At 31.0% G+C, this 25,709-nt stretch carries 21 protein-coding genes and 1 riboswitch; of the genes, 3 read left to right on the top strand and 18 right to left on the bottom strand.

Going from position 1 to position 25,709, the window contains the following annotated elements:
* Positions 1–70: 70 nt before the first annotated feature.
* Positions 71–172, bottom strand: a riboswitch (purine riboswitch).
* Positions 173–296: 124 nt separating this feature from the next.
* From ACWJJT_RS15010 to speD, 5 genes are all read right to left on the bottom strand, one after another.
* Positions 297–2,729: a glycogen/starch/alpha-glucan phosphorylase gene (locus ACWJJT_RS15010; protein WP_462956793.1), complete on the bottom strand. Its 2,433-nt coding sequence runs from the start codon at positions 2,727–2,729 to the stop codon at positions 297–299.
* A gap of 21 nt (positions 2,730–2,750) precedes the next feature.
* Entirely contained in the window at positions 2,751–4,190 is a 1,440-nt protein-coding gene (glgA, locus tag ACWJJT_RS15005; protein ID WP_462955269.1) for a glycogen synthase GlgA, read from the bottom strand.
* A gap of 151 nt (positions 4,191–4,341) precedes the next feature.
* A complete protein-coding gene (gene glgD / locus ACWJJT_RS15000; protein WP_462955268.1) occupies positions 4,342–5,451 on the bottom strand; it encodes a glucose-1-phosphate adenylyltransferase subunit GlgD in 1,110 nt (369 codons plus the stop codon).
* Positions 5,452–5,469: 18 nt separating this feature from the next.
* Positions 5,470–6,624, bottom strand: coding sequence for a glucose-1-phosphate adenylyltransferase (locus ACWJJT_RS14995; RefSeq protein ID WP_462955267.1), 1,155 nt, complete (start codon positions 6,622–6,624; stop codon positions 5,470–5,472).
* Positions 6,625–7,465: 841 nt separating this feature from the next.
* On the bottom strand, positions 7,466–8,284 hold the full coding sequence (speD, locus tag ACWJJT_RS14990; protein WP_462955266.1) for an adenosylmethionine decarboxylase: 819 nt from the start codon (positions 8,282–8,284) through the stop codon (positions 7,466–7,468).
* Between the two features lie 287 nt (positions 8,285–8,571).
* Between speD and asd the strand changes: the two genes are divergently transcribed.
* Complete coding sequence (gene asd, locus ACWJJT_RS14985; protein WP_462955265.1) at positions 8,572–9,657, top strand: aspartate-semialdehyde dehydrogenase; 1,086 nt, start codon at positions 8,572–8,574, stop codon at positions 9,655–9,657.
* 407 nt (positions 9,658–10,064) lie between these two features.
* Here the strand turns inward: asd and ACWJJT_RS14980 are convergent, their stop codons facing one another.
* Entirely contained in the window at positions 10,065–10,688 is a 624-nt protein-coding gene (locus tag ACWJJT_RS14980) for an HAD family hydrolase (RefSeq protein WP_462953631.1), read from the bottom strand.
* A gap of 531 nt (positions 10,689–11,219) precedes the next feature.
* On the bottom strand, positions 11,220–11,657 hold the full coding sequence (locus ACWJJT_RS14975) for an HTH domain-containing protein (RefSeq protein WP_462955264.1): 438 nt from the start codon (positions 11,655–11,657) through the stop codon (positions 11,220–11,222).
* Between the two features lie 423 nt (positions 11,658–12,080).
* Here ACWJJT_RS14975 and ACWJJT_RS14970 point away from each other — a divergent pair, with 423 nt between their 5' ends.
* Both ACWJJT_RS14970 and ACWJJT_RS14965 read left to right on the top strand, forming a co-directional pair.
* Positions 12,081–12,302, top strand: coding sequence for a hypothetical protein (locus tag ACWJJT_RS14970; protein WP_462955263.1), 222 nt, complete (start codon positions 12,081–12,083; stop codon positions 12,300–12,302).
* Positions 12,303–12,471: 169 nt separating this feature from the next.
* On the top strand, positions 12,472–13,257 hold the full coding sequence (locus ACWJJT_RS14965; protein WP_462953626.1) for an HAD family hydrolase: 786 nt from the start codon (positions 12,472–12,474) through the stop codon (positions 13,255–13,257).
* Between the two features lie 522 nt (positions 13,258–13,779).
* On the opposite strand, the gene ACWJJT_RS14960 is transcribed toward ACWJJT_RS14965, so the two are convergent.
* The 11 genes from ACWJJT_RS14960 to ACWJJT_RS14910 all read right to left on the bottom strand — a co-directional run bounded on the left by ACWJJT_RS14960 (position 13,780) and on the right by ACWJJT_RS14910 (position 25,576).
* Entirely contained in the window at positions 13,780–14,679 is a 900-nt protein-coding gene (locus ACWJJT_RS14960) for a M23 family metallopeptidase (protein WP_462955262.1), read from the bottom strand.
* A gap of 260 nt (positions 14,680–14,939) precedes the next feature.
* Positions 14,940–15,347, bottom strand: a complete 408-nt coding sequence (locus tag ACWJJT_RS14955) for a hypothetical protein (protein WP_220319599.1) — start codon at positions 15,345–15,347, stop codon at positions 14,940–14,942.
* A gap of 235 nt (positions 15,348–15,582) precedes the next feature.
* A complete protein-coding gene (gene cbiT, locus ACWJJT_RS14950; protein ID WP_462955261.1) occupies positions 15,583–16,146 on the bottom strand; it encodes a precorrin-6Y C5,15-methyltransferase (decarboxylating) subunit CbiT in 564 nt (187 codons plus the stop codon).
* 307 nt (positions 16,147–16,453) lie between these two features.
* Positions 16,454–17,728, bottom strand: coding sequence for a glutamate-1-semialdehyde 2,1-aminomutase (hemL, locus tag ACWJJT_RS14945; protein ID WP_462955260.1), 1,275 nt, complete (start codon positions 17,726–17,728; stop codon positions 16,454–16,456).
* A 35-nt stretch (positions 17,729–17,763) separates the two neighbouring features.
* Positions 17,764–18,729, bottom strand: a complete 966-nt coding sequence (hemB, locus tag ACWJJT_RS14940) for a porphobilinogen synthase (RefSeq protein WP_216301932.1) — start codon at positions 18,727–18,729, stop codon at positions 17,764–17,766.
* Positions 18,730–18,823: 94 nt separating this feature from the next.
* Entirely contained in the window at positions 18,824–20,281 is a 1,458-nt protein-coding gene (gene cobA / locus ACWJJT_RS14935; RefSeq protein ID WP_462955259.1) for a uroporphyrinogen-III C-methyltransferase, read from the bottom strand.
* A gap of 29 nt (positions 20,282–20,310) precedes the next feature.
* The gene (gene hemC / locus ACWJJT_RS14930; protein ID WP_165411632.1) at positions 20,311–21,186 is read right to left on the bottom strand and encodes a hydroxymethylbilane synthase; all 876 of its coding nucleotides are present in this window, start codon (positions 21,184–21,186) and stop codon (positions 20,311–20,313) included.
* 27 nt (positions 21,187–21,213) lie between these two features.
* Positions 21,214–21,873, bottom strand: a complete 660-nt coding sequence (locus ACWJJT_RS14925; protein ID WP_462955258.1) for an NAD(P)-dependent oxidoreductase — start codon at positions 21,871–21,873, stop codon at positions 21,214–21,216.
* Positions 21,837–23,021, bottom strand: coding sequence for a glutamyl-tRNA reductase (gene hemA, locus ACWJJT_RS14920; RefSeq protein ID WP_462955257.1), 1,185 nt, complete (start codon positions 23,019–23,021; stop codon positions 21,837–21,839). Before hemA ends, ACWJJT_RS14925 begins: the two co-directional genes overlap by 37 nt.
* Positions 23,022–23,051: 30 nt before the next feature.
* Positions 23,052–24,002: an adenosylcobinamide-phosphate synthase CbiB gene (gene cbiB, locus ACWJJT_RS14915; RefSeq protein ID WP_462956792.1), complete on the bottom strand. Its 951-nt coding sequence runs from the start codon at positions 24,000–24,002 to the stop codon at positions 23,052–23,054.
* Between the two features lie 80 nt (positions 24,003–24,082).
* Positions 24,083–25,576, bottom strand: a complete 1,494-nt coding sequence (locus ACWJJT_RS14910; RefSeq protein WP_462955256.1) for a cobyric acid synthase — start codon at positions 25,574–25,576, stop codon at positions 24,083–24,085.
* Positions 25,577–25,709 lie beyond the last annotated feature (133 nt).

Raw genomic sequence — 25,709 nt, 5'->3', positions numbered from 1 at the left:
CCCCTGTTAACGACTTAACGCGTTAGCTAGGGAGTTTATAATAAAAAAATTCATTTTAGAATTATTTAACTATTTTTATTAAAACACCCATAGTCAAGTATTTTACGGCTACTTGGTAGAAACGCTTAGTCCATATTTCTAAGCATATATGAGTTTGCGAATATTAAGTTTTGTTTCTTATTAATTGTTCGTATTTATAGTTGTATATCAATACTACAACATTTTTTTCGTTAAATCAATATGTATTTAAAAAAATGCTGTACTAGATGATAATATAGTACAGCATTCTTATACAATTATAATTTAATATTAACCTCAGGAATTCCCCAAATTTCTTTTGCATATTTCTTTACAGTATTATCACTTGAAAAGATACCCGACTTAGCAATATTTGTAATGGCCATTTGTTGCCAAATGGATTTTTGTCTATATAACCTGTCAATTTCTCTATGTGCCTTTACATAAGCATCAAAATCTTTAAGCACAAAATACTCATCATTGTGTAATAGTAAACTATCATATATGCTCATAAATTCCATTTTAGGAGTTTCTAAAAATCCATTTACCAATTGATTCACTATAGTATTTACTCTTTGATCGCTATTATATATATCATAAGGGTTATAACTTTTATTCTTGTAATATTCTAATACTTCTTCTGATGTTAGCCCGAATAATATAATATTTTCTTTTCCAACTGCTTCAAATATTTCTACGTTTGCGCCGTCTAAAGTGGCTAGTGTTATAGCCCCATTCATCATAAATTTCATGTTACCAGTTCCAGAAGCCTCCTTAGACGCTGTAGAAATCTGTTCACTAACATCAGCACAAGGAATAATTTTCTCAGCTAGTGACACACCATAATTTTCAAGGAATACTATCTTTATTTTACCGCGTGCTATGGGATCATTATTTATCTTAGAAGCAATTGTATTAATGAGTTTAATAGTTTGTTTTGCTATATAGTAACTTGGAGAAGCTTTCGCTCCAAATATAAAAGTTCTTGGAACCATATCTAAATTAGGGTTTTCAAGAAGTTGGTTATATAAATGCATTATATGGAGTACATTTAAAGTTTGTCTTTTATAGGAATGCAGTCTTTTTACCTGAACATCAAATATGGAATTCGGATCAATTTCAGTTCCATAGTTGGTTAATATATAGTTTGAAAATTTTATTTTATTATTCGTTTTTATGATATGTGTTTTTTCTTGAAAAGCGGTATCCTTTGAATAATCCATTAATTTATGGAGCTCATTTGGAGACTTTACCCACCCGTAACCTATAGTTTCCGTTATAAGTTCTGCAAGCTTTTGGTTAGAATTTAATAGCCATCTTCTATGAGTTATGCCATTAGTTTGGTTGTTAAATTTTTCTGGGAAAAACTCATAAAAATCAGCCAATTCTTGATGCTTTAATAATTCTGTATGCAATTTTGCAACTCCATTAACAGAATGGCTCCCTACAATAGCGAGATACGCCATCCTTATATATCCATCATAAATAATAGACATTTTATTGACTTTGTTCCAATCTCCATTGTACCTATGATACACTTCATTACAAAAACGCCTGTTTATTTCTTCCACAATCATATAAATACGTGGAAGTAATTTTTTAAACATATCAACAGGCCATTTTTCTAGTGCCTCTGCCATAATTGTATGGTTAGTATATGCCATAGTTCGCGTTGTAATATTCATTGCAGCGTCCCAAGATAAACCTTCTTCATCAATTAATAGCCTCATTAGTTCAGCCACAGCTACAGCCGGATGGGTATCATTTATCTGCACCGCCACGTGTTTATGAAACTCACTAAATGAAAGTTTCTTCTTTTTATAATTTCTTAAAATACTTTGTAATCCAGCACTCACAAAAAAATACTCTTGCTTAAGCCTTAGTAATTTACCCTTTTCATAGCTATCATCCGGATATAAAATTTGTGAAATAGCCTCCGCTGAATATTTATTTTCGCCAGCTTTTGCATAATTTCCTTGACTAAAGGATGAAAAATCAAAATCTTCCTCCATAGTTTCTGCGCTCCAAAGCCTTAATGTATTTACAGTATTATTCTCATATCCTTTTATTGGAGTATCGTAGGGTACCGCCCTTACACACTCATAATTTTCATGGCTAACTTTTGTTAATCCATTCTCTTTATTTAAATTTACATCTCCACCGAATCTTACTTCTACAGACTTGCTTTCTTTTCTTATCTCCCATGAATTTCCATTTTTTAACCAATTATCAGGAACTTCTACTTGATAACCATTTTCTATTTTCTGTTTAAATAATCCATATTTATATCTTATGCCGCAACCATGGCCCGGTATATGAGTAGATGCCATAGAATCTAAGAAACATGCTGCCAATCTTCCAAGCCCACCATTACCGAGCCCTGCATCCGATTCTATATCCTCTATCTTTTTTAAACTAATTCCTAAATCATTAAGAGCATCCTCACAAATATCCTTTATACCTAGATTAACTAGATTACTATCTAGTAATCTACCAATTAAAAATTCCATAGAAAAATAATACACTTGTTTTCCTCTATTTTTTCCATACTCTTTATTACTTTCTATCCATGGTTTAGAGCAATAGTCTTTTACTAATGCTCCTAAAGCATAATATTGATGCAGAGGCGATGCATCAATTTCATCTTCTGCAAACATTGTTTGTAATTTCTCTACATAATCCAATTTAAATATTTCTTTATCTATTACTATAACATTCACCACCTAGCAATTTTAAAATTTACTTTTCAGATTATTATATAATTTCATATAGTTTTTAGCCGAATTTTCCCAACTATTGTTTGAAAGCATGGCATTTTGAACTAATTTATTCCAAGAATCTTTGTCTTTGTATAAATCCAGAGCCCTCTTTATAGCATCTAACAATTCTTGACTACTATAATTTTCAAAAGAAAAACCATTGCCAATACTAGTATATTTATTATAAGGGATAACGGTGTCTTTGAGCCCTCCTGTTTCCCTGACAATTGGAATACTTCCATATTTTAAGGCTATAAGCTGACCTATGCCACAAGGTTCAAATAAAGATGGCATCAAAAACATATCTGAGGCAGCGTATATTTGCTGTGCTAGCTCCTCATCGAAAATAATATTTGTCGATATCCTACTTGGGTAAATAGACGCAAAGTATTGAAATATATCTTCATAATATCCTTCACCATTACCAAGCAGTACTATTTGTATAGGAAGAATAAGTAATTCCTGAAGTTTATCCACAATTAAATCTAAGCCTTTTTGTTTCACTAGTCTAGTTGTAATTCCTATCATTGGCATTTCTTCATCTACCGTAAACCCTAGTTTTTCTTGTAGCTTTAATTTGTTTTTCACTTTCTGTTTTATACTTTTTTCATCATAATTGCAAAATATTTTTTTATCCACCCTAGGATCATAGAGATCATAATCTATACCATTTACTATGCCATATATATTTTCAGCCTTTGACGCTAATAATCCATCTAGCGATTCCCCATAAAAAGGAGTTTGTATTTCTCTTGCATAAGTGTTGCTTACAGTAGTTACTGCATCTGAGAAAACGATCCCGCCCTTCATAAATGATACATTGTCATAAAATTTTAATGCTTCATCATTAAAATATTTCCAATCTAAATCTATTAAATCACCTAGTATCTCTTTGTTGAATACTCCTTGATATTTCAAATTGTGTATAGTGAATACACTTTTTATTTCATTATATCGCTCGTCTTCACTATAATTTTCTTTAAGTAAAGCTGGTACTATTCCAGAGTGCCAATCATTACAATGAATTATATCTGGAACGAAATCCCCCATGTATTTTATAGATTCTAAGATTGCTTTTGAAAAGTAAGAGAATCTCTCTCCATCATCATAATATCCATATATCTCAGGTCTTTTAAAATAATCTTCATTATCTACAAAATAATAAGGCACCTCATCATAAGTCAACCGTTGTAGTCCACAATACTTATCTCTCCAACCAACTTTAACCTTAAAACTAGCTGTAGTTTCCATGCAATTTTTAAATGACAAAGGAATTTTACTATATTTAGGTATAATTACTCTTGCGTCAATGCCGAGCTTTCTTAAAGCTTTAGGCAGTGCATATGCAACATCCCCAAGGCCTCCAGTTTTTATAAAAGGATATGCTTCAGAAGCCACAAATAATACTTTCATACTAAACCCCCCATTAAATATATGAAAATAAATAACAAGTAAGTATACTTGTTATTTTGTAAACAAGCATACTTACTTGTTGGTTTGTTAACAAGCTGAACAAGTAAATATACTTGTTATTTATTTTCATATACCTTATTTTTTAAAATTGTTATGGCCGAAATTTTTTTTCAATAACCACCGGAAAATCTTCATCCCCATTTAGTACTGTATTTTCACTTATAATTGCATTTTTATCAATTATAACATTAGTCAGTTTACAACCTTTTTTAATTTCGCAATTCTGAAATATTATACAATTTTTGATTTCTGCTCCTTCGTGTACCGTTACCCTTCTTGAAATTATACTTTTCTCTATACTTCCTTTCAAAATACATCCATTGGAAATCAAAGCATTACTAACCTTTGATCCATTAAAGTATTTAGTAGGAGCTTCATCTTTACTCTTTGTATAGATTAATCCTTTGTTAAAGAATAATTCCTTGGTTACTTTACCATTTAGCATATCCATACTAGTTTTATAGTAATTTTTTATAGAATTTACACATTGGAGGTATCCTTTAAACTCATATGCATTTACATTAAGTTCAGTAATTTCACTACAAATAACTTCTTTCATCGAACTATGATATCCAGTCTGAATGCACTTGTTTACAATAGATATAAGAGTGCTTTTTTTCATTATATACATTTCCATTGATATATTTAGTTCGTCCTCTGCTCCTATGTTTTTTCCAATGTTCAAAACTTTATTTTCTTCATCAATATATAAAGTACTACAACTTACATAATGCTTCTTTCCATTATTTGTTTTTTTGTAAACTACCGTTATATCGCTACCAGATTCTTCGTGATACTTAGCAGCTTCATTGTAATCCATATTACATAACATATAAGAGGAAGATATTATTACATACTCTTGCTTAGTTCTGTAAATGTATTCCATATTTTCACTTATTGCATCTATATCTTTTAATTGTGATGTTTCTGAGGTAATATTAAACAAAAATAGTCCATTTATTTTTCTATCTAAATCCCACGATTTCCCTGAACCTAAATGATCAACTAAGGACCTCGATTTTGTGTTAGTAAACATACCTATATTATGAATACCCGAATTAATCATATTTGAAAGCACAAAATCAATAATTCTATATCTTCCACCTATAGGAATCGACGCTATAGGTCTCGATTTTGTAAGACTTTTAATATTATCTTCTTGCTCATTTAACATTAATATTCCTATATAATTTTTAAGCATGTTCTCACCTCGCAAGTTTTATAATTTAGTTACTTTCTTTGAATCAACCTTAATTTCTCTTCCTTGTTCTATAACAATAATGTCTTCTCCATTGCCAATATGCACATTACGTCTTACGGTAACATTACTTCCTATAATAGCTTTATCTATTACCACATTATTGCCTATTTTAGTATTAGGTAGAATTACGGAATTAGTTATTTTAGTGTTTTTTCCTACATGTACTCCATGAAAAAGCACACAATTGCTTATTTCTCCAAAAACAGTACATCCCTCATTGAGCATTGCATTGTCAATGCTTGCGCTAGGTCCGATATATTGTGGCGGCATCATAGGATTCACCGTATATATTTTCCATTGATTATCATGTATATCAAGTTCGTTATCGTCAGATAGCAAATCCATATTAGCTTCCCATAAACTTTCAATAGTACCAACATCTCTCCAATATCCCTTGAATGGATATGCATATAATTTTTGATTATTTATTAACATTTTCGGTATTATATTCTTCCCAAAATCGTTACTGGAATCTTTATCAAGGTTATCATCTTTTAAAAGCTGTTTAAGAACAGACCATTTAAAAATATAAACTCCCATAGATGCTAAATTGCTTTTAGGCTCTTCTGGTTTTTCATCAAATTCAAAGATGCTGTGATCCTCTCGTGTGTTCATTATTCCAAATCTACTTGCCTCGGCCTTCGTTACTTCTAATACTGCAATGGTAACATCTGCGCCTTTTTCTTTGTGATAATCTAACATTTTGGAATAATCCATTTTATAAATATGGTCTCCTGATAAAATAAGAACATACTCTGGTTCAAAGCTATCGATGTAATTTGTGTTTTGATATATAGCATCTGCTGTGCCATTATACCAATTTCCGCCATCTTGACTTTGGTAAGGTGGAAGTAGACTCACCCCTCCATTTTTCCTATCTAAATCCCAAGGTGCGCCTATACCTATATGAGAGTTTAAAGCTAAAGGTTGGTATTGAGTAAGAACCCCTACAGTGTCTATATCCGAATTAGAACAATTACTTAAAGAAAAATCTATAATTCTATACTTTCCTCCAAATGGAACCGCAGGCTTTGCTGTGATTTTAGTTAATTGTTTTAGTCTTGACCCTTGGCCTCCTGCCAATATCATAGCTATCATTTCTTTTTTTATCATGCTAGTTCTCTCCTTTCTAAACCTTTACTAATTAAATCATCTCCTGCGGAGCTACATACTAACTTTTACTAAAGCTAACATCTTACTTAATTGATTTTTACACATTTTTACATGTACTTACTTCATAATATAAAAACACAAAAAAATCTTTAGAAAATTCATATTAATGATAACAAATACGTTTCATAAAATTTATCTAACAAGGCGCATATAATCTTTAGGGATTTTCAAAAGACTAATCAAAGAAAAATATCTGATGGTTTGCTATCCCCAAGAAGCTCATCCACAATTTTGCTTTAAAAATTAGGAATACACCCTCCACTTTAAACATATAAAAATTATAATTTAGTAATAATAAATTTTGAATTGTTAAATTTATTAAAATGAAAGCAAAGCCTTATTCAACTGCATTTATTTGAATATTTTTAATAATATTTTTATAATGTTTTTATAATTGTATCATAAGAATAGGGAAAATATTGGTGGATTTTGCTCCTTATAATAATTATTTATCTACAAGTTTACTAAAGTTTCTTTTAGGATTAGAATATTATTACACTGTTTTAAGTTTCATAATAAAAATATATAAATATTTAAAGATAATTACATTTTTTTTATCTCAATAAAATTATTTTGGGAATAAGTGTTACATTTATAACTATATTACCCGCCAATATTATGTTAAATATTTACAATTATTTTTTTGGCTCAGTTTTTATTAAGATAGCTAAAAATCTATAACTCTAATCATGCTTTATGATAAAGCCTTAATAATTATTAAGGCACATTAAAATGAATAATTATTCATTTTAATGTGCCTTAGATAAAATTTCATAGAAATTTACTCATTAGAAATATCCATACCATAAAATATTTCGCCCATTTCCTTTTTTAATTTTTGTATAATATCACATTTTTCATCTTCATTTAAATCTTCTTGTTTAATTTCAAATAAATAATTATCTAGCTCAAAATCGTTTAATATCATTTTAGTATGAAATATATTAGATTGATATATATTCATATCAATTAAGTTGTATTTATTTATAGTTTCTTTTGAAATATAATCTTGTATAGAATTAATTTCATGATCTATAAAATGTTTTTGACCATCCATATCTCTAGTGAAGCCACGAACTCTATAATCAATAGTAATAATATCCGAATCAAAACTATCTATTAAGTAATTTAGAGCTTTTAATGGCGAAATAGTACCACAAGTGGCTACATCTATATCTACTCTAAAAGTGCTTATATCATTTTGAGGATGGCTTTCAGGATAAGTATGTACTGTTACATGACTTTTATCTAAATGTCCCACGATATTCGCGCGTACCGGAGTTAAAATTCCTCTATTACAGGAAGGATCCACTACATATAATGGAATTTCTTCCTCTGAAATAAGTAATGTTACGCTTGCTCCTTGGGGATCATAGTTCTGCTTTGCAATATTTAGTACACTTGCGCCTATCGTCTCAGTAACATCGGTAAGAATTTTCGTTAACCTCTCAGCGTTATATTGTTCATCAATATACTCTATATATCTTTTGCGATCTTCTTCTGTTTTCGTATAGCAAATATCATAAATATTAAAACTTAATGATTTTGTTAAGTTGTTAAATCCATATAGCTTTATTTTATTTTTCTCATTTTTAGCCAACTTTATTCCCCATTTCTATTAGACTTCTTCTAAAGAAAATTATATAACTTATGACTTCATTGTCAAGATATAAATTTATCGTTTCTTTCCATTCTATATAATAAATTGCTTGAAGTATATACTTTTTAACATTATAATTATTTATAATAGTAATATATATAATAGTAGTATATATGTTTTTATGTTTATCATACTATTCCCTTTATATCATGGATATTAATATATTTAAGTGTAATATTTATATTTTTCTACAAATGTATATCATTAGAATCGGAGGTATTAATACAATGTATAAAAAATTAAAAGTTGGATTATTAGGTGGAACTGGATTTGTTGGTCAACGTCTTGTTACACTACTTGAAAATCACCCTTATTTTGAAATAGCTGTTATTGCTGCTAGTGAGAACTCTGTGGGTAAAACTTATTATGACGCAGTAAATAACAGATGGAAACTAGACGTACCTATGCCTGAAAGCGTTAAGAATATTGTAATTAAAAATATAAATGAAGTAGATGTAATAAGCAGTGAGGTAGATTTTGTCTTCTGTGCTGTTAATATGAAAGCTAATGAAATAAGAGAAATTGAAGAGAAATATGCAAAAGCTGAGACTCCTGTAGTTTCAAATAACTCTGCACACCGAGGTACACCTGATGTTCCGATGGTTATTCCAGAAATAAATGCTGACCATTTTGAATTAATTAACGCACAACGTAAGCGTTTAGGCACTAAAAGAGGCTTTATCGTTGCGAAACCCAACTGCTCAATTCAAAGTTATGTTCCTGCTATAAGCGCCCTTATGGAATATAAACCCACAAAAATATTAGTTTGCACCTATCAGGCTATATCAGGTTCTGGAAAAATATTTTCAGACTGGCCGGAAATCATTGACAACGTTATACCCTATATAGGTGGAGAAGAAGAAAAGAGCGAGCAGGAACCCCTAAAAATTTGGGGCCATATGGAGGATAATAAGATAGTTAATGCTGCGGAACCTATAATTTCAACTCAATGCATTCGTGTTCCTGTGGCAGATGGTCACTTAGCTGCAGTTTTTGTTTCTTTTGAAAATAAACCATCAAAAGAAACTATTTTAAAGCATTGGGCAAGTTACGAAGGCAAACCACAGCTTTTAGAACTACCAAATGCCCCAGAGCAATTCCTAACTTATTTTGAGGAAAATGATAGACCTCAAGCTAGACTAGATAGAGATATTGAAAAAGGAATGGGCATATCACTTGGAAGACTTAGGGAAGATAAATTGTTTGACTATAAATTTGTTTGCCTATCTCATAACACTTTACGTGGTGCAGCCGGTGGCGCAGTGCTTTCTGCTGAACTTTTAATGAAAGAAGGTTATTTAACTTCAAAATAAAGAGAAAAAAAGTATATATTACGCGTATTGCAATACGATTAATGCATTCACTTGACTAAGAACTACTAATTTTATTTTTAATTAATCTGCTAGAAAACATAAACTCGCTGTCGCTCAAACATATGTTTTTCGAAACGCATCTTAATTAAAAATAAAATAAGAAGTTCTAAAGCTTGCTTCAATGCATTATACGTAATATATACTTTTTTTGCGCCTAAAAATCAGTGTTTTGCGAATATAAAATTCTCTGCCTCTGGGTAGTTCTCTTAGGTACATAACAATTATTAATTATTATGTGACCACACTCGACATCCTGCCTCAGGTTCGCTAGCACATCCTTCTGTTTATCTTTTATATTTTACAACCTTTAAGAGAATCCCCAAATTTTGAGTTTCCCTTAATCCGGATTAAACCTCTATAAATTCCAATATTTGTTTAGGTTTTTGAAAAATATAATTTGCATTAATCCCACTTGAGGATTTAGCACCCCATAACGCTAATGCAAAATCTATACCAGCACTGAATGCACAGTCCATATCATATTTAGTGTCACCAATGTAAATTGTCTTTGATTTATCTGCTCCTGATAATTCAATAAATTTTAAAATAGGTTCTGGATTAGGCTTATGTTTTTCTGTATCGTCTGCGCAAACTACTAATTTAAAGTAATTGGTTAACCCAAAAGGTACAAAGTCATTTATGTACTCTTTTTTAGTCTTTGAAGTAACTATACCTACTGAAATTCCCATTTCATTTAATTTAACTAATGTATCCTTAATGTCATCGAAAACTTTCACATGAGAAAGATATTCTTTTAAATATCTATTCCATTTCTCATTAGACTCATGAAGATTAGTTATTCCAAGTTTATTTAATGTTACCTCTCCTGGAATACCTAAAGCGAATCTTAATTCTTCAAAGCTAAAATTTTTATTAAGTTCTTCAAACATTAATTTTTGGAGTGATGAAAGAACTGCAAATTCGGTATCTAAAATCGTACCATCAATATCAAATATAACATAATTATACATTGTAACCTCCATTGTTAAAATTAAGTAATTTTACATAGTTTACATACCTATAATGATTGTTTTTGCCTAATGAATCTCATATCACATACCCACTTTATCGCCATAACAAATAGAATAATAACAAACTTCTGGATATCCAAGAACTTTATGAATGCTTATGTATTAAATACCCATAATAGTATTTTTGTTTTTTCTTTAATTTAAGACCCTGCCTCTGGGCAGTTCTCTGGGGGGACATAACAATTAGTATTGGAAAAGCCTCAGGCTTAGAGTAACTTTTCTTAATATATGCTATTTAGCACAATTTATTTTTAGCCAAAGAGTTATTTTCTTAATATCCCATCAATTCTTTTATATAGAAACAACATTAAAATCAATTGCCTACGTTAATCAAATAATATCTAAAATAAATATCATAAAGGTTATATTAAAACTCTCAAATAAAATAAAACTAGAGTGTTTTTTACACTAGTTAGTTAACAATATAAGAATAATATTCATTATGTCCGAAATCGCTTAATATAACATATATTATATTTTAGGCTCAACAGTTTTAAATATAAGTCCTAATGTCATTATTACTGATGCAAGCTTATATTTTATCTCAATTGGCACTGTGCTACTCTCAATCATGAAATCTAAAACATACTGTGTTGGAATTTTTGCAAATTTGGCAATAGTATCAGCACTAATCTTATGTACTTCAATTAGAACTCCTAAAAATGCTTTAAACTTAAAATCTGGTTCCTCCTTTGGAATAATGTCTAACATTGCTATTAAATTACCAAAGGAAGAACGCTCTGCAAACCCTGTCGGTACTTCAACCTTGTGTCCATCACTTTTTACGCCCAACAAATGTGATAGACATTCTGTGCTCATTCCATAATCCATCGTCAATGTATCTAATATTGCTCCTATCTTTTTATCTATGTCTGTAATTATCTGAATTTCATTTTCGATTATTATCACCTCTTAAATTTAATTCGTATTTTTATACAGTTTCACAACAGCATATAAGCATAAGCTTATAATATACCATGTAACTATCGGCATAAATATGCAAATCCAAAGTGCTGGATTCAATTGGTGTCACCTCCCATTATATAGCTAATCCTTACTTTTCATTCTTTTTACAATGATGTATATATAATTCTTTTATGATATATATAACCTATAATATAATCATAACATATTTTTAATATTATATTGAAAGAATTATTTAATAAAAAGCATTGTCAATAAAAATAACATGCTAATTATAAAATTAATTAGCATGTTATTTTTTATTATCTTTTATATTTTACAACCTTTAAAAGAATCTCCAAATTTTGAATTTCCCTTTCTACAGAAATTAAACATATAAAAATTTCAACTATTAATTTACAAAAAACCATGAAATTTTATATAGATTTAGGATTTAAAACTATTTTAAGAACTTTTAATAAAGAAGCAAATGAGCAGGTGCCATTTCTTCAATTTAAAGATATAGTAATTGAAACTAATGAAACTTTAAATACCAAAGGAAAAGTAGGCGCAATAGCTAATATATCAATAAACTTTCTGATATTGAAAAAGCATTTAAAATTTGTAAATGTAGAGGATATAATATTATAGAAGATGAAGTGCAATATATTTTTTTTGGAGAGAATAAAGTTAGTTTTTTTATATTAAAAGGGCCATCGGAAGAAAAAATAGAGTTTTATGAGAAATTGTAATTATCCTATTCTTTTAGTCAAAGACTCAATAAATTATTAAAATGACAGTGAGGAGGTAGTATATATTTATGAAAAAAGCAGTGTTTTTTGACATAGATGGAACATTAATAGATTGTTTAAATGGGTTAACAGATATTACTCATAAAGTGAAACAAGCAATTCGTATTTTGCAAACCAATGGATATTATGCATTCATTGCAACAGGTAGACCTTATGCATTTTTAAGTGAATCTTTGTTGAATTTTGGATTTGATGGTTTTATTCTTACAAATGGAGCACAAGTAAAAATCAAAGATAATCTTATTTATAACGACCCACTTGATAAAGATTTTATAAAGAAAATAACTAATAATTTTGAAAGACTTAACATTCAATACATGTTACAAGGAGAGGTATATTCATATATGAAAGAAAATTACAAAGAATTTTATTCAATTTATGATAGTTTTAGTATTTCTAGAAAGTACTTAAAAATTAATTATGATATTGAAAATGTAGATACCTATAAAATTGAAATGCTCTGCAAAGATAAGAAAGGTGCAGATTATTGTTTATCCTTAGGAAATGATAATTATGATTATATTCATAATGTAAAAGAAAACTCTTTTGAGCTTTATTCAAAAAGAAATACAAAAGCTACAGGAATCTTAAAAGCATTAGCTTATTTAAATATTTCAATAGAAAATAGCTATGCTTTTGGTGATGGAAAAAATGATATAGAAATGTTATCTACAGTTGGATGCGGAATAGCTATGGGAAATGCTAGTGATGAAGTTAAAAACTATGCAAAAAAAGTGACTGATACCGTAAATAATGATGGCATAGCTTTAGGAATCAAAAATTACATACTATAAGTATATAAAAATTCATTTACAAAACCATGACTAACACCCTAAAATTCACAATACGTTCAGTAACAATTTCTTTTTCAAGAAATAAATCATACCATTTTGAAAACTGAGGCTAATCATTATCAAACTCGCCTCTTTGTGTCAGCAGTTTTTGCAGTGAACCCCCCTTTATATATTCATATATTAAACATATTTTTTATGTGATGTTATTTTCAGATACAAAAAATAATTTATGGATTTTTAAGCAACCATAGAATAATAGTTAAATCATAACCTGCGAAGCTGCAATATTTCCTATTTATGTGCAAAAAAAAGTATATATTACGTATAATGCATTGAAGCGAGCTTTAAATGAAATTTATACTCCCACTTATAGAAGTGGGAGACTTCCCTTCTGAAATATTGTTAAACAAAATGTACCACGTTAAATATAATCAAGCATTTTTTTTATTACTCTAATATAGATTAAGGTTCACAATATTTTACAATTCTCCATATATCATAGAATCATGATTGATGTACCATTTATGAACATTCCAAAGCGAATTTCTTAGGTGTTATAATTGAACCCTTCTCCGGCATAGGTTTGCCATCGATAGTTTTAAAATAAAGTGGCAAACCTTCTGCAAAGATTGAATAAATAGTTTTTGTTGGATCTTGCCGTTGATGATGAATATGCAAATGAGGTTCAGATGTGGAACCTGAGTTTCCAACACTTCCAATGATATCTCCATCACTTACATGTTCTCCAGCTTTCACAAGGACGCTACCTTTTTTCAAGTGATTCAGCAGTAAAAATGTCCCCGTTTTATCTATCTTTATGTAAACATGATTACCTTCCATAGATAGAAATTTCTCTGTATTGGGTAGTATATCATTTTCCTTATCATAAGCGGCAATAATTGTTCCTGAAATTGGTGCAACAACCTCTTTATCGTAAATTCCATAGTCCCTAAGATTTTTACTACCTATATTTTCTGGTTCCATAACCAAATCATATGCCCACCTTTCAGCTGACCATCTAACATGTGGCGAATTAGTTTCTATGGTATCTCCACCCCATCCAACAATTGTCCTCTCCTTTAATGGCCATCTTACTGTAATTGAAGGCTTTACTTTATCAATGTTCGCAGGATATTTAAGCTGTAAAACATCGAATAACATAAGAATAGGAAATGCAAGAAAAATAGATAATAGCAATGCAATTACTTTATGAATAATATTTTTCTTTCTTACTAAGCAGATAATGAGCAGTATCATATTAATAAATACCAATATAACACCAATTGGTGCAAAAAATAACATTGATAGTGGCCATGCCACAGCACCTGCTATTCCATGAATAAGAAAGATACTCCCCCATAAAACAAATAAAACACTAGCCATTATATAATTCAGTATTCTATTAGATTTTCCAGTTTCCAATTTAACGCCCCCAATATATAATATTAATAATGCAACAATAAATCACAAATTGAATTGAGATTGATATACTCCAACAAAGACAAAATGAAACAACCCTATATATTATATAACGATCTTAAAAATCATAATACTTCAACTAATATTTGCTTCGCAGTAAATTACAATGATACATGTATCATTAATAAATAAGTCGTCACAAGTAAAAACGCCACAACCTTTTATTGTTTGTGACGTGAAATTTAACAAGGTTGTAACATTATTTATAAGTTAATATTTTCTATTATTTCATCATAAATATTTTGTAATCTAATATCTTCAAATTTTGTTGTATCTACATCTATATTTATACAATTATCTATTTTTAACTTAAAGTTCTTATTTGTAACTCTTTTCTTAAATTCATCAAGTCCACTTATCTGAATAATATGCCCTGGATGTCTTTTCCCTGAATTATCACGTTCAATATATCTTTTATATAATATTTCTTCTGGTGCATGACAATATAATTGTAATATTTTGTAGTTATATTTTGTTTTTAAGTCAGAGAAAATTTTTGTTGCGAATTTATCTTCAAAATTACCTTCAACAATAAAAGCCTTACCAGTTTGACATAATTTTTCAGCAAGCATATATGAAAGTTCAAAACTTGTTACTCCTAATCGCTTCATCCTACAGGCTAAAAGACTTTTTAGTGGGAATTATTAAGATTTATACTAGGCTACCTGCATAATAGTATGATTTTCTCCGGAAGCGACTTCAAATAAGAGGAGCAGAAACAATTGAAATTTCATTTAGAAATCCTACCGATTTATGCGCAAAAAAAGTATATATTACCTATAATGCATTGAAGCGAGCTTTAGAACTTCTTAGCGAAGTGAATGCATTAATAGTAATATATACTTTTTATATTTTTTTTCCACTAACAACAAATATAGGATTATTTGCCATTAACATATAGCTCTTTCCTTTTGTCTTACTTACTTGAATTTGTACACATTCTACTTCATAATTTAATGTTTTTAAAGCTTCCATAGCCTTGTACACATTATTTATTGTTATAAAATTTAAAACGATATTTCTGTTTTTCTTAAGCTTACTTCCATACTTCTCGATAATATCAGCTATATTTCCACCACTTCCACCTACAAATATAGCATCAAATTCTCCTGTTATATTAGGCTGGATCTCCATAGCTTCTGAACTTTGTATTTCCAGGTTACTCGTTTTAAATTTTTCTTTATTTTGTTTTATAACCTCTAATGCATCAACATCTTTTTCTATAGCGATTACTTCGCCGCTACTGCATATCTGAGCAATCTGAACACTTACCGATCCTGTTCCAGCACCGATGTCTAATACCCTATAATCCTCTTGAAGCTCAAGTTTTACCACACTTAATATTCTTACTTCTTCCTTAGTCATTGGGCAATTGCCCCTTATAAATTCATTGTCTTTAATAAATCTCATGTTTTACACTTCCTTCAATTTTAGAAATTAAGTATTTTTTCTTAATAGATACTAACAAAAGTATATATCGCGTAAAATGCGTTTGAGCGAGCCTTAGTTATTCTTAATTTGTTTTAGTTTCAGATGCGTTAAGAAAAACACATGTTTGAGCGCTAGCGAGTTTGTGTTTTTTAGCAACTGTAAATAAAATAAATTTTAGAATTACTTGGCAAAGCGAACGCATCTGTAGCGATATATACTTTTCGTTATAGCATACAGCAAGAATAAATTGTTACTTCACATATTGTGCCTGTTATTCACTGAACTCTTATATTTTAAAACTATTAAACGCCTCTAAGAATTTTTCAATATCATTATCAGTATGCTTAACGCATAAGAATATTGCCTCAAATTGAGAAGGTGCAATATTTATTCCACTTTTTATCATATGTTCAAAGTATTTTGCAAATAGCGATGGATCACAGGTTTTAGCATCTTCAAAAGTTTTAACTTCACTCTTCTTTGTAAAGAATGCTGTGAGCATTGAACCACATCTATTAACTACCATAGGTATACCCTTTTCTTTTGCAATTTCTAGTAGCCCCTTTTGAAGTTTTTCTGAAATTTTCTCCATGTACGCGTATTGACTAGGGTTATTATAAAGCTTAGTTAATGTTTCATATCCTGCTGCCATTACCACTGGATTCCCAGACATAGTTCCCGCTTGATAAACTGGTCCCATAGGAGATAATAACTCCATTATTTCTTTTTTCCCACCATATGCACCACAAGGAAGTCCCCCTCCCATGATTTTTGCATAAGTTACTAAATCAGGAACTATTCCATAAATACTTTGTGCTCCTTTATATGCTACTCTAAATCCACTCATTACTTCATCAAAAATAAGTAGACTCTTGTATTCATCACATAAATTTCTAAGCTCTAATAAAAATTCTTTTTCAGCTGGTATAACTCCCATATTTCCTGCTACTGGCTCAATTATTATACAGGCAATATCATCACTATATTTATCAAACAATGCTTTAACGCTGCTAATGTCATTGTAATTTGCAATTAATGTATGTATAATACTTTCCTCAGGAACGCCTGCTGAACCTGGTATTCCCGCGGTCATTACTCCTGAACCGGCTTCAACTAGAAAGCCTTCAAAATGTCCATGGTAGCAACCTGCAAATTTTATTATTTTATTCTTTCTTGTATATCCCCTTGCAAGCTTAACTGCACTCATTGTGGCTTCTGTACCTGAGTTGACCATTCTAATCATGTCTACACTATCTACAGTGCTACAAATGTGCCTTGCGAGTTTTAGTTCTAATTCTGTAGGTGCACCAAATGCAATAGCACTGGTGCAAGTATTTTGTATAGCTTTTACTACATCATCATCACTATGCCCAAGTATCATAGGTCCCCAAGCGCATACAAAATCTATATATTTATTTCCATCTTCATCATAAATATATGCCCCCTTACCACTTTTAATAATTGGGGGAGTTACACTTACATCTTTAAACGCTCTAACTGGGCTATTAACTCCACCAGGCATATATTGCTTTGATTCATTAAATATATCTAAATTTCTCATCGTAATTTCCTCTTTTCTAAATATTTAATTTCTAATTATCCCTTAATCCATCTACATAAATCAAGTGCATAATAAGTGATTATCATATCCGCTCCTGCTCTTTTCATAGACATATGCATTTCCATAGCTACAGCTTTTTCATCAATTAATCCCATTTTTGCAGCTGATTTTACCATAGCAAATTCTCCACTAACACTATAAGCTGCTATTGGCACATCATGTCTATCACGAGCCCATCTTATTACATCTAAATATGATAATGCTGGTTTTACCATTACAATATCTGCGCCCTCTTCAATATCGCATTCTATTTCTCTCATAGCTTCTCTGATATTTGCTGGATCCATTTGATAAGTTTTTCTATCCCCAGACTGTGGCGTTGAGTTAGCCGCTTCTCTAAAAGGGCCATAAAACGCTGACGAGTATTTTGCACTATAAGCCATTATTGATACATCTTTAAATCCATTTCCGTCTAAAATTTCTCTTATTGCAGCTACGTGACCATCCATCATGTCAGATGGTGCTATCATGTCCGCTCCAGCTGCAGCATGAGATAATGCTATTTCTGCCATATATTTTAAACTCTTATCGTTATCTACTTTCTCGTTTTCTAATATTCCACAGTGTCCATGACTAGTATATTGACACATACATACATCCGTTATTATAACTAATTTTTTTGATATCTCTCGTACCTTTTTAACTGCTCTTTGAACAATACCATTTTTATCAAAGGCCCCACAACCTACTTCATCTTTATGATCTGGTAATCCGAATAAAATTACTCCACGTACGCCCACTTCTTCAACTTCTTCAATAATTTCATGAAGTCTATCTAATGAAAAATGATAATTCCCTGGCATTGAAGATATTTCTTCTTTAATATTTTCACCTTCTACTACAAAAATAGGAAATATAAAATCTGATGGTGTTAATATCGTTTCTCTTACTAAATCTCTTATATTACTTGTTTCTCTTAATCTTCTATTCCTTTTGAACACAGTTATCCACTCCTAATTAAATAAATTATCATTTTATCCACAAATTGTTATTAATTCATCACCTGCGGTGCTGTAAATCATCTCTAAATTAACATTACATTTTTACAAGCTTGCTTATAACCCCTTCTGCACTATATTCATCACATATAATAGATTCTATACCATTATCTGAAAGTTCCTTTGCAGTTATAGGTCCTATAGCCAGTGCCGTTTTCGATTTTATAACTTCAATACCTACCATTGTAATCATATTTTTAACAGTCGACGGCGAAGTAAATACTATCAAATCTACATCTTTTATTTCATTTTCATATCTTAATTTACCACAAACCGTTTCATATGTGAAAACTTCATCCACGCTGCAGCCAATACTTCTTAATTCTTCTACCAAATAAGGTCTTGCATCTTTAGATCGAGGAACTAATATTTTATCTTTCGCCTTTACGTATGTATTCATTTTCTCAAACAAACTTTCAGCAACAAAATGATCTGCAACTATTTCTGGCATAATCCCTCTATTTTTAAGAGCGCTTGCAGTGGCTGGCCCTATGGCTGCAATTTTAGCTTTGAGCTTCCTAATATCAAATTCAATATCCTTTAAGTAATCGAAAAAGATATTCACTCCATTTACACTGGTTAAAGTTAAAAAATCATAGCCCGCAAGCTTTGTTTTATAATCATCTAAATTATATGAAGTGTTTTTAAATTCAATGGAATTTATCTCAAGTACTTCTGCACCTAAATCTATTAATTTTTCTCTTAATTCCTTTGATTGCTCTTTTGAACGAGTTATACAGATGTTCTTCCCGAATAAAGGTTTCTTCTCGTACCAATTGAATTCATCATTAAATTTAATTACTTCCCCCACTACGATAATGCAAGGAGATGATATTTCTGATTTTTGCACCTTACATAAAATATCTTCTAGCGTTCCCACTACCTTCTTCTGCTTTGATGTAGTTCCTCTCATTATTACCGCGCAAAGAGTATCTTTACTTTTTCCATTGGATATAAGATTTCCTGCAATCTTTTCTAGATTTTTAAAACCCATCATAAAAACCAAAGTTCCGCCAAGCCTTGCTACCGCATTCCAATCAATATTAAGTTTTTCTGCGGTCATTGCAGTGAATATATGGAAACTTTGAGCTATCCCTCTATGAGTGATAGGTATCCCAGCATAATTGAGCACTGCTATTGGTGAAGTTATTCCTGGTATAACTTCAAATTCAATGTTCTCTTCAAGAAGTGCTAAAGCTTCCTCTCCGCCACGTCCAAATACAAATGGATCTCCGCCCTTAATTCTTCCAACTACATGTCCTTTTTTAGCGAGCATTACTAGCATTTCATTTATCTCTTCCTGAGTTTTATAATGACAGCCCGGCTCTTTTCCACAATAGTATATTTCACATTCCGCTTTTAAATATTTAAGTATACTAGTACTTGCTAACCTATCATACATAACTGCAGTACATTTTTCTAGCATTCTTATTGCTTTTAGGGTTATTAGTTCCTCATCTCCTGGACCGACTCCCATTAAATAAACCTTTCCCATTAGTATCCCCTTTCTACTTTTTAATATGATTAATTATCTTCTAATATTTTTTTAGCTAGATCAGCACCTAGCTTTATATAATCATTTTTATCTCCTGAAAGTTGTTTTTTCACTATTTTCCCATCAACTTCAAACACGCCAAGCATGTGCATAGTTTCTCCTTCAAAATAAGCATATGCTCCTATACAACCATGGCAATCCCCATTAAGTGTCGCCATAAAGCTTCTTTCTGCGTCTACGCAAATTCTAGCATCGTAGCAATCTAATTTTCTAATCATAGATACTTGTGGATGGCTTTTAACCATTTCAATACCTAATGCACCTTGGGCTATTGCTGGTACAACTTCCGTTGGTTCAAAATAGTTAGTAATTATCTTTTCCATACCTAGTCTTTTTAGTCCTGCAGCCGCTAGGATTATGCCATCTAGGTTTTCCTTTTCTATTTTTGCTATTCTAGTCTGTACATTACCTCTTATAGGTACAATCTCCACATCTGGTCTTAGTATCTTAATTTGAGTGCCGCGTCTAATACTACTAGTTCCTATTCTTGCGCCCTTAGGCAAGTCATAAAAACTAATGTTGTTAAAGGCAACAAATGCATCCCTAACATCTTCTCTAACTGGAATAGCCACTATTTCAAACTCCTCTGGTATGTCGTAGGGTACATCCTTCATACTATGTACTGCTATATCAACTTTTTGCTCCAGCATTGCAACCTCTATTTCCTTTACAAAAAGACCCTTACCTCCTATTTTATCTAAAGTTACATTTAAAATTCTATCTCCCTTAGTCTCAATAAGTACCTTTCCAGAGTCAATATTAAATTTTTCTTTAATCATAGCCATAACTGTATTAGCTTGTACTTGTGCAAGTTCACTTCTCCTAGTTCCTATATTAATTTTCAAAATTTATTCCTCCTTTAACTTCAACTTTCAATTCTCAACTATCCCAAATTCAGCTCCATAAAACATTTCTAAAATAGTATTTTGCACTCCCTTATTATAGAAAAAGTAGAAATCTTCACTACATACAAAATTCATAATTTCCTTTTTGACTTCACTCTTCTTTACCATATTTCTCATGCTACATGTATAATTTATAAAACCTTCATACTCACAAATTTTATCTTCTATGACTTTCGACATGAAAAGTGTTGTTTTAGGGCTACCGTTTTTAGTATGTAATGCAAATTTCATATTGGGTGTACTTCTTTGAACTGGTGTTACAAATAACCCTTGTTTATAATCCCCGCAGTGTACATATAGTTTACTTTTTCTATCGCAGTATCCTTTTATACCATCATTTGTCTCTATATTATCTGTAGCGATAATTACAATATGATTCTGATCCACATATCTTTCATCATATTCACCCTTTATTAATTTTAGGTTATAAATATTTTGTAGTGTGTAAAATTCTAGGCAAAACTCTTTTGATACTACTGTAATATTACAACCTTCCTTTGAGAAAGTTTTACATTTTATAAGAGCTGCCTCTCCCCCACCAACTATAAGTATATTAATCTTATCTGATAGCAGTGAAATCATGGTATAATTTAAACCTGAAAAATCCTGCTTATTATGTCCACGCATTCCTTAGACCTCCCCTTCAAATGTTCCTCCTTTAACACCTCTATAGCTTTGTTTACATAGGCATTTGAAGTACTCTTCAAAAGTATCTCTGCTAATTTTTCATTATCCTTAGTCTCTTTCTTGTGCTTAAAAGTCTCTAGTCTTTCTTTGTAAACACCTTCACCATTGTGTTTTAACTTTTTTATAAAAGGCGATAACTCTTCCATGGTTTTCCACTCTATATACTCTTTTATAGCTTCATCCACAATGTATCTATTATCCCTCATAGAGGCTTCACGTCTTTTGTAGTTGGCATCATGGATATCGCCTAACATATCTATGTCATACACTTCATATAAGGGGTTTTCACTTACTATTTCTTCAATGTCCCTTGGTACAGCTAAATCAAATAATAATAAGTGTTTGCTCGGTAACTCCTTTAAGTGAACCACAGTATGAGGGGCCGTTGTACAAGATATAACACAATCCACCTTTTCATAATATTTATGTATGTCGTTAAACGGTATCATTTTCACCCTCGGATCTTCTATATTAGCCTTATGAATATCCCTAACTGCAATATATAGTAAATTTATTTTTCCCTCTAGTATATATTTTGAAGTTAATTCTCCTACCGCTCCATAGCCTAAAATCATAAAATTTTTGTGTCCCCTATCTATTGCTTCTTTAACTACCATAGAAGATGAAGAAACCGGTATCTCACTTATTTTAGATTTATTTCTAAACTTCTTGCCACAAGCGATAGCATTTTCAAAAAGTCTTTGAAGTTCCTTTTTAGTTGATTTTGAACCTTTTGCAGCTTCATAAGCATCCCTAACTTGCCCTAAAATTTGGTCCTCTCCAAGTAATAATGAATCAAACCCACAGACCACATCCATTAAATGTTGTATTGCTTTTTCTTCCTTATAATTTTCTACACACTTTATTAAAGATCTATCCCAATTTAATGCCTTAAAAATCTTATCAACAATCTCTTCATCCTTAGATTTAAAATATATCTCTGTCCTGTTGCAGGTACTTAAAATAACTGCCTCTTCGCAAATTTTTAAAAGTTCCTCTAAGCACTTTCCTTGGCGTTTTGGTATAATTGAGAGTTTTTCTCTAATTTCTATTTTCACATCATGCTTTAGCCCTATAAGTTGTATCATTATATCATCTCCAAAAATACATCACTATTACTAATACTTCATATATACGCATATTTCATATAACATGCATATTATTATTAAATAAAACATTGCCCCATACATTAATTTTATTGTATCTATTATATGTTCTTTCCCCAAATCGTTTATTTTGTTTCCTATTGTTGGTTTATACATTTTTTCTCCAAAATATTCATTCGTACCACCTAGTCTAACTCCCATAGCCCCCGCTGCTGCTCCTTCTGGATAAGCACAATTAGGACTTTTATGATTTTTTCTATCTCTTATCATCACTTTTATACTGCAAGCAATATTTCCTCGAACAAGTGGTGATGCCAAACAGATTAAAAACCCTGTTATTCTTGCTGGTATAAAATTAAATACATCGTCTGTTTTAGCTGGAAAGAACCCAATATATTTATATTTTTCATTCATATATCCAAGCATTGAATCCATGGTATTTATGCCCTTATACATCATAGCTAAAGGTGCTCCCCCTAATATTGCATAGAGAATAGGGGCTATAACACCATCTGCTGTATTCTCTGCAATGGTCTCCACATCAGCCCTTACTATTTCATACTCAGTAAGGGTTTTTGTATCTCGCCCTACAAGGTACGATAATTTAACTCTTGCGTCATAAATATCATCATTAACTAAAGAATCATAAACCTTTTTACCTTCTTTATGAAGGCATCTAGCAGCTATTGTTGTCCAAAGCAATATTATATTGAGAATATGGTACAACCAAAAAAACTTATTAGAAATTCTCAAAATTATAAAAGGCACTAAAAAACTAGAAAGTGCTACTATAACTACAATAATTCCGCCAAAAATTTTAATTTGACCATTAGTTTTACATATCCTTCTGCCTAACTTATCTAATTTAGAAATAAGTTTTCCTATATAAATCACCGGATGTTTAAACCAATATGGATCTCCAATTAATAAGTCTAACATTACCGCTAAAATTAAATCTATTATGTTCGTCTGAAATAGTATTGCCATTTTAATTCCTCACTATCTTATACTGTTATAATTTTTTAAATAGTTGTTAACTGTCCCTAACTTTTTCTTTTTATTCCTATGATTTTATAGATTGAATCCATATCTACATTATCTCTAACTATATCTGCTAGCTTGTCTAATTCTTTTTCTCTTAGATTTTCATAAACCTTAGATTTTTTAGGTTCCATAGCTTTTTTTACCCTTAAAGTATTAATCATATGTTCTCTAAATTCTACTCCATCAAAAACTCCATGAATATATGTACCCATAACATTTCCACCTGCATTTATTGCTCCATCGAAGGATGACGTATCAGAACCATTCTTATCATAGATTTCAAAAAGTGGTTTTGCATTATGACCATATTTACAAATTCCCATATGTATTTCGTAACCATAAGTTTCTATACTAGTATCCCTAATGTTAATGCTACGAGCCTTTACTCTTGTAGTTATTTTCTCATCTTCAAATATTGTGTCTATGTCTAAAAGCTTCATACCCTCTGTTTCTTTTGAATTTCCCTCTAAGCAATTAGGGTCACTTAAGCTATTTCCTAGCATTTGATAGCCCCCACAAATACCTAATACGTTACCTTCTACACTATATTGCTGAACCGCTTCTGCAAGTCCTGAATTTCTTAAAGAAATTAAATCATCAATAGTATTTTTTGTTCCCGGTATGATAAGGAGGTCTGGCGTGCCCAATTCTCCTTTAGTTGTAACAAATCTAACTGATACATCTTCTTCAGCCTTTAATGCGTCTAAATCCGTAAAATTCGATATATGTGGAAGCTTTATTACAGCAATATCAATAGCTGCAGTAATTTTTTTGTTAAATTCTACTGCACCATCTTCATCTTCGAGTTCCAATCTAAAATAAGGAACTACCCCTGCACATGGAATATGTATAATATCCTCAAGCATTGTAAGTCCTGGCTTTAAGATTTCTAAATCTCCTCTAAATTTATTAATAATAGTGGCTTTAACCCTTTTTTTCTCTGCCTGATTAAGCAAAAGCAAAGTCCCTGCTAATGACGCAAATACTCCACCCTTATCTATATCTCCTGCGAGTATCACAGGTGCATCTATAAGTTCCGCCATTCCCATATTCACTATATCTCTATCTCTTAAATTAATTTCTGCTGGGCTACCTGCTCCTTCCATTACTATAATATCAAACTTCTTCTCTAATTCTTCAAACTGCTTTTTTAGCATGTCTTTGAATTCCAATTTCATATTATGATATTCCATAGCTGTACTATTCCCAAAAACCTTTCCATTAACGATAATTTGGCACTTTTTATCCGAGGTAGGTTTTAATAAAATCGGATTCATATATACCTCTGGCTCCAATCCTGCCGCATAGGCTTGAAGCACCTGCGCACGTCCCATTTCTTTTCCATCCAATGTAATATAAGAATTCAATGACATATTCTGTGACTTAAAAGGACATACTGAAAACCCATCTTGCACAAAAATTCTGCAAAGTGCTGTTACTAATATGCTTTTTCCTACTGATGAAGCGGTTCCTTGAACCATTACTTTAGCCATTATTATTTCTCCTTTCTTCCTGCTTGTATTCGTACTTGGCACACAACAAAAAAACAGCAAGCTTGCGCACCTGCTGTTATGTACAAATATTTCATTGCACTAACTTGAATTCTACAGTTCTTTCCCGCCGAAA

The sequence above is a fragment of the Clostridium sp. CM041 genome, assembly GCF_055081035.1.
This window is presented reverse-complemented; position numbering and strand designations above follow the sequence as displayed.

Excerpts from the sequence above, each read along its gene's own strand:
- glgA (WP_462955269.1), bottom strand. The coding sequence starts at position 4,190 with ATGAAAGTATTATTTGTGGCTTCTGAAGCATATCCTTTTATAAAAACT.
- glgD (WP_462955268.1), bottom strand. The coding sequence starts at position 5,451 with ATGCTTAAAAATTATATAGGAATATTAATGTTAAATGAGCAAGAAGAT.
- ACWJJT_RS14995 (WP_462955267.1), bottom strand. The coding sequence starts at position 6,624 with ATGATAAAAAAAGAAATGATAGCTATGATATTGGCAGGAGGCCAAGGG.
- asd (WP_462955265.1), top strand. The coding sequence starts at position 8,572 with ATGTATAAAAAATTAAAAGTTGGATTATTAGGTGGAACTGGATTTGTT.
- ACWJJT_RS14980 (WP_462953631.1), bottom strand. The coding sequence starts at position 10,688 with ATGTATAATTATGTTATATTTGATATTGATGGTACGATTTTAGATACC.
- ACWJJT_RS14970 (WP_462955263.1), top strand. The coding sequence starts at position 12,081 with ATGAAATTTTATATAGATTTAGGATTTAAAACTATTTTAAGAACTTTT.
- ACWJJT_RS14965 (WP_462953626.1), top strand. The coding sequence starts at position 12,472 with ATGAAAAAAGCAGTGTTTTTTGACATAGATGGAACATTAATAGATTGT.
- ACWJJT_RS14955 (WP_220319599.1), bottom strand. The coding sequence starts at position 15,347 with ATGAAGCGATTAGGAGTAACAAGTTTTGAACTTTCATATATGCTTGCT.
- cbiT (WP_462955261.1), bottom strand. The coding sequence starts at position 16,146 with ATGAGATTTATTAAAGACAATGAATTTATAAGGGGCAATTGCCCAATG.
- hemL (WP_462955260.1), bottom strand. The coding sequence starts at position 17,728 with ATGAGAAATTTAGATATATTTAATGAATCAAAGCAATATATGCCTGGT.
- cobA (WP_462955259.1), bottom strand. The coding sequence starts at position 20,281 with ATGGGAAAGGTTTATTTAATGGGAGTCGGTCCAGGAGATGAGGAACTA.
- ACWJJT_RS14925 (WP_462955258.1), bottom strand. The coding sequence starts at position 21,873 with ATGCGTGGACATAATAAGCAGGATTTTTCAGGTTTAAATTATACCATG.
- hemA (WP_462955257.1), bottom strand. The coding sequence starts at position 23,021 with ATGATACAACTTATAGGGCTAAAGCATGATGTGAAAATAGAAATTAGA.
- ACWJJT_RS14910 (WP_462955256.1), bottom strand. The coding sequence starts at position 25,576 with ATGGCTAAAGTAATGGTTCAAGGAACCGCTTCATCAGTAGGAAAAAGC.